Source organism: Azoarcus sp. CIB, from assembly GCF_001190925.1.
Taxonomy (GTDB): domain Bacteria; phylum Pseudomonadota; class Gammaproteobacteria; order Burkholderiales; family Rhodocyclaceae; genus Aromatoleum.
Map to the genome: position 1 here is coordinate 1757345 of NZ_CP011072.1, position 12421 is coordinate 1769765.

Annotated in this window: 16 protein-coding genes; 11 read left to right on the forward strand and 5 right to left on the reverse strand. The window is 66.1% G+C overall.

What is annotated here, in order from left to right; translation table 11 throughout:
• Positions 1 to 252 precede the first annotated feature (252 nt).
• The 3 genes from AzCIB_RS07690 to AzCIB_RS07695 all read left to right on the forward strand — a co-directional run bounded on the left by AzCIB_RS07690 (position 253) and on the right by AzCIB_RS07695 (position 2065).
• Positions 253 to 837, forward strand: coding sequence for a tyrosine-protein phosphatase (locus tag AzCIB_RS07690; RefSeq protein ID WP_050415355.1), 585 nt, complete (start codon positions 253 to 255; stop codon positions 835 to 837).
• On the forward strand, positions 798 to 959 hold the full coding sequence (locus AzCIB_RS24865; protein WP_083446920.1) for a tyrosine-protein phosphatase: 162 nt from the start codon (positions 798 to 800) through the stop codon (positions 957 to 959). Before AzCIB_RS07690 ends, AzCIB_RS24865 begins: the two co-directional genes overlap by 40 nt.
• A 233-nt stretch (positions 960 to 1192) precedes the next feature.
• Entirely contained in the window at positions 1193 to 2065 is an 873-nt protein-coding gene (locus tag AzCIB_RS07695) for a DMT family transporter (protein WP_050415356.1), read from the forward strand.
• 59 nt (positions 2066 to 2124) lie between these two features.
• Here the strand turns inward: AzCIB_RS07695 and AzCIB_RS07700 are convergent, their stop codons facing one another.
• Entirely contained in the window at positions 2125 to 2673 is a 549-nt protein-coding gene (locus tag AzCIB_RS07700) for a gamma carbonic anhydrase family protein (RefSeq protein WP_050415357.1), read from the reverse strand.
• A gap of 98 nt (positions 2674 to 2771) precedes the next feature.
• Here AzCIB_RS07700 and AzCIB_RS07705 point away from each other — a divergent pair, with 98 nt between their 5' ends.
• From AzCIB_RS07705 to AzCIB_RS07720, 4 genes are read left to right on the forward strand one after another with little or no spacing between them, the layout of a single operon-like run.
• Entirely contained in the window at positions 2772 to 3617 is an 846-nt protein-coding gene (locus AzCIB_RS07705; RefSeq protein WP_050415358.1) for a 23S rRNA (adenine(2030)-N(6))-methyltransferase RlmJ, read from the forward strand.
• Entirely contained in the window at positions 3614 to 3970 is a 357-nt protein-coding gene (locus AzCIB_RS07710) for a nucleotide pyrophosphohydrolase (RefSeq protein WP_050415359.1), read from the forward strand. The genes AzCIB_RS07705 and AzCIB_RS07710 overlap by 4 nt, the downstream gene beginning before the upstream one ends.
• Positions 3971 to 4030: 60 nt before the next feature.
• On the forward strand, positions 4031 to 5614 hold the full coding sequence (locus tag AzCIB_RS07715) for an inorganic phosphate transporter (RefSeq protein ID WP_050415360.1): 1584 nt from the start codon (positions 4031 to 4033) through the stop codon (positions 5612 to 5614).
• Positions 5615 to 5654: 40 nt separating this feature from the next.
• The gene (locus AzCIB_RS07720; protein WP_050418276.1) at positions 5655 to 5984 is read left to right on the forward strand and encodes a DUF3301 domain-containing protein; all 330 of its coding nucleotides are present in this window, start codon (positions 5655 to 5657) and stop codon (positions 5982 to 5984) included.
• Positions 5985 to 5994: 10 nt separating this feature from the next.
• Here AzCIB_RS07720 and folE read toward each other — a convergent pair whose 3' ends face one another.
• From folE to fabI, 3 genes are read right to left on the reverse strand one after another with little or no spacing between them, the layout of a single operon-like run.
• Positions 5995 to 6636 carry a GTP cyclohydrolase I FolE gene (gene folE / locus AzCIB_RS07725; protein ID WP_050415361.1) on the reverse strand — a complete coding sequence of 214 codons (642 nt, stop codon included), beginning with the start codon at positions 6634 to 6636 and terminating at the stop codon, positions 5995 to 5997.
• A 28-nt stretch (positions 6637 to 6664) separates the two neighbouring features.
• The gene (locus AzCIB_RS07730; protein WP_050415362.1) at positions 6665 to 7261 is read right to left on the reverse strand and encodes a hypothetical protein; all 597 of its coding nucleotides are present in this window, start codon (positions 7259 to 7261) and stop codon (positions 6665 to 6667) included.
• 14 nt (positions 7262 to 7275) lie between these two features.
• On the reverse strand, positions 7276 to 8055 hold the full coding sequence (fabI, locus tag AzCIB_RS07735; protein ID WP_050415363.1) for an enoyl-ACP reductase FabI: 780 nt from the start codon (positions 8053 to 8055) through the stop codon (positions 7276 to 7278).
• A 186-nt stretch (positions 8056 to 8241) separates the two neighbouring features.
• Here fabI and AzCIB_RS07740 point away from each other — a divergent pair, with 186 nt between their 5' ends.
• Positions 8242 to 8745 carry an HAD domain-containing protein gene (locus AzCIB_RS07740; protein WP_050415364.1) on the forward strand — a complete coding sequence of 168 codons (504 nt, stop codon included), beginning with the start codon at positions 8242 to 8244 and terminating at the stop codon, positions 8743 to 8745.
• Positions 8746 to 8754: 9 nt separating this feature from the next.
• Here the strand turns inward: AzCIB_RS07740 and AzCIB_RS07745 are convergent, their stop codons facing one another.
• Positions 8755 to 9747: a serine/threonine protein kinase gene (locus AzCIB_RS07745; RefSeq protein WP_050415365.1), complete on the reverse strand. Its 993-nt coding sequence runs from the start codon at positions 9745 to 9747 to the stop codon at positions 8755 to 8757.
• A gap of 138 nt (positions 9748 to 9885) precedes the next feature.
• Here AzCIB_RS07745 and AzCIB_RS07750 point away from each other — a divergent pair, with 138 nt between their 5' ends.
• From AzCIB_RS07750 to AzCIB_RS07760, 3 genes are all read left to right on the forward strand, one after another.
• Positions 9886 to 10665, forward strand: a complete 780-nt coding sequence (locus AzCIB_RS07750; protein WP_050415366.1) for a hypothetical protein — start codon at positions 9886 to 9888, stop codon at positions 10663 to 10665.
• 54 nt (positions 10666 to 10719) lie between these two features.
• A complete protein-coding gene (locus AzCIB_RS07755; RefSeq protein WP_050415367.1) occupies positions 10720 to 11265 on the forward strand; it encodes a YaeQ family protein in 546 nt (181 codons plus the stop codon).
• A 160-nt stretch (positions 11266 to 11425) separates the two neighbouring features.
• Positions 11426 to 12355: a hypothetical protein gene (locus AzCIB_RS07760; RefSeq protein WP_083446921.1), complete on the forward strand. Its 930-nt coding sequence runs from the start codon at positions 11426 to 11428 to the stop codon at positions 12353 to 12355.
• The last annotated feature ends 66 nt before the right edge of the window (positions 12356 to 12421 follow it).

Here is a 12421-nt window from a genome sequence, read left to right on the forward strand (position 1 = left end):
GAAGCGCCGGACGAGGGCGTTCGCCTGCTGGCTCAACGCAGGGCACCGCAGAATCGCTATCCCACTTCTGGCACTACCTCTTCGAATTGAGCAGAATTAGCGGTTAGTGCTGGCGCCCCCGTGCGCGTCCGTATCGGGCCATCGCACCTTCCGGCGGAGGTGTCCTGGACCCGCAGCGCGGGATTTCGCGTACGGGCACGGGAGCGGAGACAGCGCCGATTGCGCAATGCGGAGATAGGGAAGGGGACAGGATTGCATCGGCAACTGAGCGGCACATTCAACTTTCGCAGCCTGGCAGGTTTGCCGACGAATGACGGCCGCCGTATCGCGGGACATGTGGTGCTGCGCTCGGACCAGCTGGATCGTCTGCAGCCAGCGGACTGGGAGGTGCTTGCTTCGCTTGGCGTGAAGACGGTGTGCGACTTGCGTACGGCTGCGGAGCGCAATCGGTTTCCGAACCGTCTGCCGGAGCAGGGCATGAGGCAGATTCCGATCGAACTCGTCGGTGATGTGCGCTCCAACCCCGAACTGATCGAGCCGCTGCGCACGGGTCACGGTGCCGAAGGCGCGGTGGCGATGATGAGGCAGATGTACCGCCAGTTTCCCGAGGCGCTCGCGCCACACTTGGCGACGCTGTTCCGGCTTTTCCGCGAGGACGAAGTGCCGGTGCTCGTGCTCTGCGTCGTCGGGAAAGATCGCACCGGCTTCACCGTCGCGGTGATCCTGCATGCGCTGGGCGTCGCGCCGCGACGGCACGGATCATCCAGCGCATCACCGAGCGGCACGTCACCGAAGAGATGGTCGATGCGATCCTCGATGCGAGGCCGGAGTATTTGAATTCGGCGCTCGATGCGGTGACCGAGCGCTATGGTTCGATGCAGGACTACCTGCGGGTGCGTGCCGGCCTGGACGAACGGGCGCTCGGCGAGTTGCGCGACCGCTGGTTGGAATCGCGCTGAAGCCGGGTGCATCGTGGCAGCGGACGCGCGATGGCGGGGCTAGGTGCCTTTCGCCGTCCCGCCCTCCGGCTTCCTGAGGAATAGAACACGTAGCCGTAGTTACGGAACGCATCTCGGCACAGTTCAAGGCGCACTGACGCGCGAACCACCCGGAAACATCCGCGCATAGCCGAACTTCATTGACCGCGTCCCGCGGCTTCGGCAAGCTTCGAGGTTTTTGTCGGAGAGGGCGGATGCATAACGAGCGCTTCGTCGGCGCGGCTTACGTCGCAGTATCGGCATCGGCGTTCGGTGCGATGGCGATCTTTGCCCGTTTTGCGCGCGACAGCGGTGCGGACGTCGTGACGGTCCTGTTCCTGCGCTTCGTGATTTCCGCCGTGCTCATGGCTGTCGTGATGCTGGCGACCCGGCGCCGCTGGCCTTCCGCGCGGAATGCGGCGATTCTCGCCGCGATGGGCGGGATCGGGTACGTCGCCCAGTCGTACGCGTTCTTCGAGGCGCTGAATTACGCCTCGGCTGGCCTGGTCGCCCTGTTGCTGTATCTCTACCCGATCCTCGTGACGGTGCTGGGCGCGGTGTTCCTGCGGCAACGGCTCACGACGGGGCGGGTGATGGCCGTGCTGACCGCGCTGGCGGGAACGGCGCTGACGATCGGCGGCGAGCTCAGCGGACGGCCGCTGGGGGTGATCCTCGGGGTGAGCGCGGCCCTGATCTATTCCGTCTATATCCTCGTTGGTAACCGCGTGATGAGTCAGGAGGCGCCGCTGGCGAGTGCGACCGTGGTGATGATGGCCGCGGCCGTGGTGTTTGGTGGACTGCTCGGGGTTTCCGGTGCCGCGTGGCCGCAAGGGGCGACGGGCTGGGTCGCCGTGCTGCTGATCGCCGTGGTGTCCACCGTCATTGCGATGGTCAGCTTCTTCGTCGGACTGCAGAAACTGGGCGCGGCCGATGCCGCATGCCTGTCGACGCTCGAGCCGGTCGTCACCTTCGTGCTCGCGGCGATCTTCCTCGGCGAGGCGATCGAGCTCAATGAGGTGCTGGGCGGAGCGGTGATCCTCGGTGCGGTGATCTGGCTCGCGCGGCACCCGCCGGCGGCGACATTCTGACAAGTGCGTGGGGAACATGACGTTCCCCGTGCGCGTCGCAGGACCCCGCTGCAGCCCGCTCAGTCGCGGCGCTTGGGCAGGTCGGGCGTGATGTGGCGCAACTCGGCGGCGTACATGCGCGAGTTCTGCACATAGTTCAGGGCATTCTGGCGCAGGTCGGCGATGTCCTCGTCGGTGAGCTCGCGGATGATGCGCCCCGGTGAGCCGACGACCAGGGAGCGGTCGGGGATGACCTTGCCTTCCGGAATCAGCGCGTTGGCGCCGATGATGCAGTTCTTGCCGATCACTGCATGATTCAGGACGACCGCGTTGATGCCAATGAGCGTGTCGTCGCCGACCGTGCAGCCGTGCAGCATGACCATGTGCCCGACGGTGACGCCGGAGCCGATCTTCAGCGGCACGCCGTCGTCGGTGTGCAGGACCGAGCCGTCCTGGACATTGGTGTTGTCGCCGATCGTGATCGGATCGTTGTCGCCGCGGATCACGACGTTGTACCAGACACTCACGTTGGATCCGGCTGCCACACGCCCGATCACCGTGGCGTTGTCCGCTACCCAGCACCCGTCGCCGAAGTTCGGGGTATGTTCGCCCAGGGCGTAAATCGCCATCTTTCTTGTCTCCGTTGGAGCCGGCGGTGCGCGCCAGCGGCCCGCAATCATAGCAGGCAGTGTTAGCATTCGGCGCCTGACTCCGTTCCGCATCCTCCATGCTCAGTTACCGCCACGCCTTCCATGCCGGCAACCATGCCGACGTCCTCAAGCACTTCGTCCTGATCGAGCTGCTGCGCTATTTCAATCGCAAGGACAAGCCGTGGTGGTACATCGACACGCATGCCGGTGCGGGTTGCTATGCGCTCGACAGCGAACAGGCCGGCAAGACCGCTGAATTCTCGGGCGGGATCGGACGCCTGTGGGAGCGCGACGATCTGCCGGAGGCGCTGCGCGCCTACATCGACGCGGTCGCCCAGTTCAATCCGCACCGGCGCCTGACCTTCTACCCGGGCTCCCCCGCGCTGGCCATGACGCAACTGCGCGATCAGGACCGCATGCGCCTGTTCGAACTGCATCCGGCCGACGTGTCGCTGCTCGAACAGACCTTCGCGCGCGATACGGATCGCGTGCTGATCCGCAAGGCCGACGGGTTTGCCGGTTTGCGCGGACTTCTGCCGCCGGCGGTGCGGCGTGCCGTGGCGCTGATCGACCCGCCGTACGAGATGAAGGAGGATTACCGCCGCGTAGTCGATACCGTCGCGGACGCGATGAAGCGCTTTCCGGGCGGCACTTACGCGGTGTGGTACCCCATGCTTGCGCGCCCTGAAGCACGGCAGCTGCCGGAGCGGCTGGCCGACCTCGGTGCAGAGAGCTGGCTCGACGTGCGGCTCGCGGTGCGCAAACCGACGCGCGACGGCATCGGGATGTTCGGCAGTGGCCTCTACATCGTCAATCCGCCGTGGGTGTTGCCGCAGACGCTCGAGTCGGTGATGCCGTGGCTGGTGCGCGCGCTCGGTGAGGACGAGGGCGCGGGTTTCGACCTGGAGCATCACATCGAATGAGCGGGCAGGACAGCCTCGACGCGCTGCGCGACGCGCTGCGTGCGTTTGCCGCCGAACGCGACTGGGAGCGCTTCCATACGCCCAAGAACCTGGCCATGGCCCTGTCCGGCGAAGCCGGCGAGGTGATCGAGCATTTCCAGTGGCTGAGCGGCGACGAGTCCGCCGCATTGCCGGAGCCGGCACGCGCGGAAGTGGCGATGGAACTGGCCGACGTGCTGCTGTACCTCGTGCGCCTGGCCGACGTTCTCGGTGTCGACCTGGCAGACGCCGCGAGGACGAAAATGCGCATCAACGCCGAGCGCTATCCGGTCGACAAATCCCGCGGACGGTCGGACAAATGCGATCGCCTCTGAGGCGCCGCAGGATTCTGCGAAAATGAACAATTCCGCGTTCGCATAGTGGTCGGCTGAAAGTTGGAACTCAAGCATATAGACGAAATCGACAAGGCCACGCGCCAGGGGCACGGCGAACTGCTGCGCCTTGGGGCGACCATGTTCTTCGTCGTGGGCGTGATGCTGTATGCGGCGCTGAAGGGCGGTTCCGAAGGTGGGGTGCTCGTGGTGGTCGGCGCCGTCCTCGGTGCGTACATGGCCATGAACATCGGCGCCAACGACGTTGCGAACAACGTCGGGCCTGCCGTGGGCGCGCAGGCGCTGACGCTCACTGGCGCGCTCGGCCTGGCGGTGGTGTTCGAGGCTGCGGGCGCCCTGATCGCGGGGGGCGACGTGATCCGCACGATACGCAGCGGCATCATCGATCCCGCGAATATCGGCGACGCCTGGACCATGGTGTGGGTCATGATGGCCGCACTCCTTGCCGGCGGACTCTGGATCAACGTCGCGACGGCTTTCGGCATGCCGGTGTCGACGACGCATTCGATCGTCGGCGCGGTGCTGGGGGCCGGTGTCGCAGCGCTGGGGCCGGACGTCGTGAACTGGAAGGTCATCGGTGCGATTGCCGCGAGCTGGGTGATCTCGCCGGTGCTGGCCGGACTGTTTGCGGCGCTGTTTCTTTACCTGATCAAACGCATCATCACCTATCAGGTCGACATGGTCGCCGCGGCGCGGCGCATGCTGCCCGGGCTCGTGGCGCTCATGGCTTGGTCGTTCTGGACCTTCCTGCTGATGCAGGGCTTCGGGCGTTTGTGGGCGGCCGATTTCACCGTGGCGGCAGGCAGCGGCATTGTCGCCGCGGGGGCCGTGTACCTGTACGTGCGGCGTGCTCTGTCGAACCCGAACTACATCATCGCGAATACCAAGTCGGGCGTGAACCGTCTGTTCAACCATCCACTGATCTTCGCCGCCGCGTTGCTGTGCTTTGCGCACGGCTCGAACGACGTGGCGAACGCTGTGGGACCGCTCGCGTCGATCGTCGATTCGCTCGCGCACCTCGACGGACCCGTCGCGCGTCTGACACCGGTACCGTTCTGGGTGTTGTTGACTGGTGCTCTCGGCCTGGTGGTGGGGCTTGCGCTGTTCGGCTCCCGGGTGATCCACACGCTGGGCGAGGAGATCACCGAACTCGACCAGATGCGCGCCTTCTGTGTGGCACTGTCGTCGGCCGTGACGGTGATTACCGCCAGCGCGCTGGGCCTGCCGGTAAGCACGACCCATATCGCGGTCGGCGCAGTGATCGGCGTCGGCTTTCTGCGCGAGTACCTCAAGGGGAACTACGCGCGCATGGTTGCGGACATGAGGGCGCAACATCCGGCAGGCGATCAGGCGGCGATGGACGCTTTCCTCGGCCGTTTCGAGCGTGCCGGCGTGCCGGAAAAGAAGGCGCTGCTCGCCGAGCTGAAGGCGCGTTCGAAGCAGAAGTCGGATCCGGCGAATTTCTCGAAGCGGGAGCGCAGGGTATTGCGCGAGGTTTATCGGAAGGAACTGGTCACGCGCACGCAGCTGCAGCGCATCTTCGCGGCGTGGCTGCTGACGGTGCCATTGTCCGCACTGCTCGGCGGTTTGTTCTTTGCTGTGATGGACGGTATGAAGCTCGAATGACGACCCGGTGCCTGCATCCGGTCTTGCGGAGTCCCCGATGATAAGTTTTGCCGAGTTGCTGGCCCTGATGCTGCTGTGCCTGTGTGGCTGGTTCTGGCTGGACGGGGCCAGGACGCGCGAAATCGGCGTTCAGGCGGCGAGGGCAGCATGCCGTCGCGAAGGCGTGCAGTTCCTCGACGAAACCGTCTCGAGCCGCTCGTTCCGGTTCGTCCGCGACGAGGACGGGCGGCTGTGTCCGCAGCGCGTCTATGAGTTCGAGTACTCGGTTTCGGGCAACGACCGCGTGCACGGTTCGGTGACGCTGCGCGGCAAGGAGGTCGTGATGCTCGAGATCGGCGCGCAAGGGGTGCCGACCTTCACGCTTCACTAAACGCGGGAGGTCAGCGCGCGCCGCGCCCTGCGACGGCGTGCAGGAACTCGCTGCGCAGGTGTTCGCGCGTCTCGAATTCGCCGGCGAAGGCCTGCGTGACGACGCGCTCGTCGCCGCGCCGGTCCTCGCCCAGCAGCAGGCACAGCTGCTCCGCCTCGATGATGCACGCCGCACCCCGCGCATGGCCGTGCTGGAGCAAGGCATCGGCGATGTCGCGCGTCATCCATTCCTGGTACGTGAAGCGGTGCCCGATGGCGTCGACCAGGCGGGCAATGCGCCCGAAGCCGTGCAGGCGTCCGCCGGGAAGGTAGGCGACATGCGCGACGCCGCGGAAGGGTACGAGATGGTGCGGGCACACGCCATGCACGGCGATGCCGCGAATCACGACCATGTCCGAGCGCTCGTCGGGGAAGCCGTCGCCCAGTGCCTCGGCGGGGTCGAGCTCGTATCCGCCAAGCAGGCGCCGTTGCCACAGTTCGCGCACGCGCGTGGCGGTGCGGCCCATGTGGGTGGTGTCGGGGGCAATGCCGCAGGCGGCCAGGAGGTCGTTGACCGCACGTTCGAACGCCGCGGGGTCGAATGCGCCGCTGCGCGGTATGCCGACGCCGGTGCACGGCGCGTGGCGCGGGTGGTGCTCGTCGAAGTCGCTCATCGTGGCCCTTTGTACGGTGGGGAATCGCTCAGGCGATGAATACCGGGTCGGAGAATACCAGCGTGCCGTCCCTGCGCATCATGATGTTGTCCGCGTTGAGGATGTCCGGCAGCACCTGATACTCCTCGACGAAGTCCGACAGCGCCTTCAATGCGAGCTTCAGCGATTCGCTTATCGCGGGCGGCGCGAGGCTCACATGGTATAGCGCGATCCTGCCCATGTCCCCACCCAGTTGCGTACGTTCGAGGCAGGCCGACCAGTAGCCGTCGATCAACAGGGCGGCCTGATCGGCTGCCGTGGTTCCGTCCTGCAGCGGGTAGAGACGCTCCATCTCGAGGAGATGGAAGGGGAAGCCGGAGGCTGCGCGCCCGATCGCGCCGTGGTGTGCGTACACCACCGGGAAGTGGGGACCCCGCGGGCGGTCGTCGGCCGTGTAGAGGAACAGGTCGGCGGGCGAACTGACGACTTTGTAGACCCGGTCGGGATCGGGGTGTTGCAGCACGATGCTGTATTCGCCCCGTCCGATTTCCCTCAAGCCCGCGAGCAGGGCATGAGGGGGGATCGGATCGGGCAGGCGGAGTCCGATACGACCGAGTCGGGCGCGTGCTTCGGCGAGATCGATCACCGCCGCCTCGCGTCTCAGGCCATGATGTTGTAGCCGGCGTCCACAAAATGGACCCCGCCGGTGACCAGCCGCCCGGCGTCGGAGACGAGGAAGGCCGTCAGCGCGCCGATGTCCTCCGGCGTGACGAGGGCGTGCATCGGCGAGCGCTCGACCGCGGTCGCCATCAGGCCGTCGAAGCCGGCGATGCCCGATGCGGCGCGCGTCATCAGCGGGCCGGGGGAGACGGCGTTCACGCGGATGTTCTTGCTGCCGAGTTCGAACGCCATGTAGCGGGTCGCAGCTTCCAGCGCGGCCTTGCACAGGCCCATCACGCCGTAGTTGGGGATCACCTTTTCGCTGCCGAGGTAGGTCATGGTGACGAGCGATCCGCCGCCGGCGCGCTCCAGCAGCGGCTCGACCATCTTGGCGAGGCGCACGAAGGAATGCGTCGACACGTCCATCGCCATCGCGAAGCCGTCCGCCGAGGTGTCGACTACGCGGCCGTGCAGGTCGTCGCGCTTGGCGAAGGCCATGCTGTGGATTGCGAAGTCGAGCTTGCCGTGGCGCGCCGCGATCTTGTCATGCACGTCGGCGAGGGTTTCCGGGCGCGTCACGTCCAGGAGATACACGTCCTCGACGCCGAGGCGATTGACGACGGGCTCGATGAAGGCGCGCGTCTTGTCGTTCTGATACGTGATGATGAGCTTCGCACCTGCCTCGGCACACGCTTCGGCGATGCCGGTGGAAATGGATTTTTCGTTGGCGATGCCTGTGATCAGGCCGACCTTGCCTTCGAGATTGACGATCGGTTTCATGGGGAATCCTCGGGAAAACTGGAACGGAAATGGTGCACTGCGGCAGTACGATGCTGCGCTTATGTCTTTAGCAATAGGTGAAACCCGCAATTCGCCATTTTTAAAGGCTACTTGCCAGATTTTGCGCAATGCAGCATTCTAGCATCCGGTGCGCCTTCGCGCCGTTACTCTATCGGTAACCAATCAATGACTCGGCATAGCTACATCTTCATGGATTTCGACGGCGTCACCCACCCGTGGGGCGAGGTCGAGGATTTTCGCTGCCTGCCGCACATCGAGGCGGTCGTGCGCGACTATGAAGAAGCGCGCATCGTCATCACTTCGGACTGGCGAATGCTGTTTTCGCTGTCCAAACTGGTCGGGCGCTTCGCCGAGGACATCCGTCCGCGGGTGTGTGGCGCGACGCCGCATGTCATTCCCAAGAACGGCGCCGAACTGCACGGTTTGCGCGAACGCGAGGCGATGCTGTGGCTCGCGCAGCACGTGCCCGACGTGTCGACGGCGTCGTGGTGCGCGGTGGATGATGCGCCCGGCAACTGGCTGACCCGTTCCCGGCTGGTGCTCACCGACTTCAAACGCGGTTTCGGCGACGAGGACGCGGCGCACCTGCGGCGCACGCTCGACAGCTTCCGCGCCGGCACCGCACAGCCGCCGAAGTCGCGCGAGCCCTCCTTCCTGCGGCGAGCCTGACGGGCGGGGTCAAATCGACCAGAGCGGCGCTTCGTCCATCGCGGCCACCTGCTCGCGCAGCTCCAGCACCCGGTCCTGCCAGTAGCGCTGGGTGTTGAACCATGGGAAGGCGAGCGGGAAGGCCGGGTCGTTCCAGCGACGGGCGATCCACGCCGAGTAGTGGATGAGGCGCAGCGTGCGCAGCGCCTCCACCAGATGCAGCTCGCGCGGGGAAAACTCGTGGAAGTCCTCGTACCCGGCCAGCACGTCGCCGAGCTGCCGGCTCATCTCCTCGCGCGAACCCGACAGCAGCATCCACAGATCCTGCACGGCGGGTCCCATGCGGGTGTCGTCGAAGTCGACGAACTGCGGCCCCGGGGCCGCGGCCGACTCGCTCCATAGCACGTTGCCGGCGTGGCAGTCGCCATGCAGCCGGATGTGCGCGACGGTGCCGGCGCGCTCGAAGCAGCGTCGCACCCCGTCGAGCGCCTGGTCCACGGTGCTCGTCCAAGCCGCAAGCAGGTCGGCGGGGATGAAGTCGTGGTCGAGGAGGTAGCGTCTCGGTTCGACGCCGAAGGTTGCGATATCCAGCGTCGGCCTTTCCCGGTAGGGTTGCAAGGCGCCGACGGCGTGGATGCGGCCGATGAAGCGCCCCATCCATTCGAGCGTCGCCGGATCGCACAACTCCGGAGCCCGGCCGCCAGCACGCGGAAAGACCGCGAAGCGCTGGTCGGCGAAATGGTGCAGCGTGGCGCCTGCAATCGCGAGCGGAGCGATGACGGGAATCTCCCGCGCGGCGAGTTCGGTGACGAAAGCATGTTCTTCGGCGATGGCTTCGTCGCTCCAGCGCGCGGCGCGATAGAACTTCACGATCAGCGGCAGGGCGTCCTCCATGCCGACCTGATAGACGCGGTTCTCGTAGCTGTTCAGGGCCAGCATGCGACCGTCGGGACGCAGCCCGACACTCTCGAGCGCGTCGAGAAGGAGATCGGGGGTCAGGGATTCGAAGGGCAGGTCGGACATGTTCGTCGGGGTTCGGGAGGATGGGCACATTCTGTCAGGAATGGCGCAATGCACAAGACCGACCGCAGCAGCGTCGGACGATATTTGCCGTCCGCTTGCGCGGGGCTCAGAATACGCCCCTTTTGCCGGACCGCAGACATGACGCAAGACGTATCCGCCGACACGATCCCGGTCGACTCGCTCGCCGCCCTGGCGGCGGTCGATGTGCAGAAGCTCGCTGCGCGCATGGCGCAGGACAGCTTTGCGCAGGTGTTCCGCCTGACGCTGGACGAGGATGATGCCGGCCGTGCGCGCGGCGTCGAGACGCTTGCCGCGGCGCTCGGCAACTGGAGCCGCGCGGCCGCCGACGACGACGCCCGCGCACTGCGCCTGGCGATGCTTGTCTCGGGGCTGGACCAGTGGGGGCTCGCGTACAGCCAGGCGTTCGGATTGGTCGCGATCCCCGGCCTGTCGGAACTCCTCGGCGCCTTGCACACCGCGCTGGGCCCCGAGCAGGAAGCACGTTTTCAGCGTCAGTTCGCGGCGATCGCCGAAGGCGAGGGCGACGCGATCGACTTCAAGATCGACCTCAGGCGCGGCATCCATCTCGCCCTCTGGCACGCGATGATCGCGAGCGACGAACGCGAGCAGGCGACGGCGATCCTGACCCGGCTCGGCGGGATGATGTTCGCGCTGACGGAACTGATGCCGGTGCTCGGCTGGCGCCTGGTGGCCGATGCGGTCGCGCATATCCAGATCCAGTGCCTGGCCAAAGGGCTGGCTGCCGACGGGCTGGCGCGCGAGATGAACGAGGCGCTGTTCGGTGCCTTGTCGAAGGAGCTGCCAGCGCAGTTCCGCGACCGCGTGATGGCGCATGCGACGCATGCGGTGCTCGCGTGGCAGCAGGCGCGCCGCCCCGCCGGAACCCCGACGCACTGAAGCGCGGCACAACCAATCAACAGCGGCCTGAGGCCGCAGCGGGAATCGAACGACATGGCCCTCAAGGCAACCATTTTCAAGGTCGAGCTCGTGGTCGCCGACATGGACCGCAACTACTACGGCGACCACAACCTGACGATCGCACGCCATCCGTCCGAGACCGACGAACGGATGATGGTGCGTATCCTCGCGTTTGCGCTGTACGCCGATCCCGCGCTCGCTTTTGCCAAGGGCTTGTGCGTCGACGATGAACCGGACCTGTGGCAGAAGGATCTGACCGGCCTCGTCGAGCGCTGGATCGACGTCGGTCAGCCGGACGAGAAATGGATCCGCAAGGCCTGCGGCCGCGCGCGCGAAGTCGTCGTGATGAGCTACGGGCGAGCGGCGGACGTCTGGTGGAACGGCATTCGCGACAAACTCACGCGGCTGACGAACCTCACCGTGCTGAACCTGCCCGGGGACGTCGCCCCGGCGCTCGCTGCGCTGACCGCACGCAGCATGCGCCTGCAATGCACGATACAGGACGGGCAGCTGTGGATCACGGACGGGACCGAGACGGTGTCCGTCGAGCCGGAGCGCCTGATGGGGCCGCGCGGCTGATCGCCCACGGCGGGAAACCATGTGGCATTCGTGACGGGGTTCCCGCCGCTCGTCGTCGCAGATTCGCCTTTTTCGGTCGGACACCGTAGATTAGACAGGGATGTCGGCTTTCCGATTGCTGCAGGGGGGATCGGTCATGAGGCGCAGTCTGGCGGGTTGCATGCTTCTCGGATATCTCGCGAGCGGGTGGGCGGCGGGGGCGGACGTGTCAGGCACGCCGCAGCCGGCCGGATCCGGATCGTCCATTCTCGACCGCAGCCGTGTGATGGTGCACGGCTTCACCGAGGGCGTTGCACGGCACGTCGACAGCTGGTTCGGTGACAGGCCGTTCGAGCAGGGCGGGAGCGTGTCGGGCAGAATCGGCTTCAAGTTCCTCACCCGGCAGCACGAGAGCCCGGACGCGAGCTTCCGCTTCGGTGCAAAGCTCGACATGCCGAACGTGAAGGAAAAGACCTATCTGTTCTTCGGCCAGGAGAACGAGCGGGAGCTCCTCATCGACCAGCCCGAGCCCTTCACCCGGCGCGAACTGCTGCTTGCCGAGGACCGCAGGGAGGACCAGACCTTTTTCGCCGGAGTCGGCTACGCGTTGCGCGACAACATCGACTTCCGTGCGGGTCTGCGCAGCGGCATCAAGCCTTATGCCCAGGCGCGCTACAAGATGGCTTGGGCGCTGGGAGAGCGCAACCGCATCGACTTCCGCGAGACGCTCTTCTGGAACCGCAAGGACGGTGTCGGTTCGACGACCGCGCTGAGCTTCGGTCACGGCTTCACCCGGACCCTGGCGTTTCGCTGGCAGCTTGCCGGAACGATCTCGGACGAGACGGACGGCTTGGCGTGGTCGAACAGTATGGGTATCTTCAAGAACTTCGGCGACCAGCATACCTTGTCGCTGGAAGCCCTCATCGGCGGAGCGACCGCGGGTTCGGACAATGTGTCCGAAACCGGCGTGCGTGCGATCTGGAAGCAGCCGGTGTATCGGGACTGGACGCTCGTCGAGGTGAGCCTGGGACACTTCTGGCCGCAGGGCGATGCGAAGGACGAGAACCGGCGCGGCTGGGCGCTGGGCGTCGGCTTCGAGATCCTCTTTTGACTCGGTAAAGCCCCGCGTCGGCTGCAGGCACGCGGCGGCGCATGGCGGCCGCGGGGGGCTGCTGCG

Excerpts from the sequence above, each read along its gene's own strand:
- AzCIB_RS24865 (WP_083446920.1), top strand. The coding sequence starts at position 798 with ATGGTCGATGCGATCCTCGATGCGAGGCCGGAGTATTTGAATTCGGCG.
- AzCIB_RS07695 (WP_050415356.1), top strand. The coding sequence starts at position 1,193 with ATGCATAACGAGCGCTTCGTCGGCGCGGCTTACGTCGCAGTATCGGCA.
- AzCIB_RS07700 (WP_050415357.1), bottom strand. The coding sequence starts at position 2,673 with ATGGCGATTTACGCCCTGGGCGAACATACCCCGAACTTCGGCGACGGG.
- AzCIB_RS07705 (WP_050415358.1), top strand. The coding sequence starts at position 2,772 with ATGCTCAGTTACCGCCACGCCTTCCATGCCGGCAACCATGCCGACGTC.
- AzCIB_RS07710 (WP_050415359.1), top strand. The coding sequence starts at position 3,614 with ATGAGCGGGCAGGACAGCCTCGACGCGCTGCGCGACGCGCTGCGTGCG.
- folE (WP_050415361.1), bottom strand. The coding sequence starts at position 6,636 with ATGAGCGACTTCGACGAGCACCACCCGCGCCACGCGCCGTGCACCGGC.
- fabI (WP_050415363.1), bottom strand. The coding sequence starts at position 8,055 with ATGAAACCGATCGTCAATCTCGAAGGCAAGGTCGGCCTGATCACAGGC.
- AzCIB_RS07740 (WP_050415364.1), top strand. The coding sequence starts at position 8,242 with ATGACTCGGCATAGCTACATCTTCATGGATTTCGACGGCGTCACCCAC.
- AzCIB_RS07745 (WP_050415365.1), bottom strand. The coding sequence starts at position 9,747 with ATGTCCGACCTGCCCTTCGAATCCCTGACCCCCGATCTCCTTCTCGAC.
- AzCIB_RS07750 (WP_050415366.1), top strand. The coding sequence starts at position 9,886 with ATGACGCAAGACGTATCCGCCGACACGATCCCGGTCGACTCGCTCGCC.
- AzCIB_RS07755 (WP_050415367.1), top strand. The coding sequence starts at position 10,720 with ATGGCCCTCAAGGCAACCATTTTCAAGGTCGAGCTCGTGGTCGCCGAC.
- AzCIB_RS07760 (WP_083446921.1), top strand. The coding sequence starts at position 11,426 with ATGCTTCTCGGATATCTCGCGAGCGGGTGGGCGGCGGGGGCGGACGTG.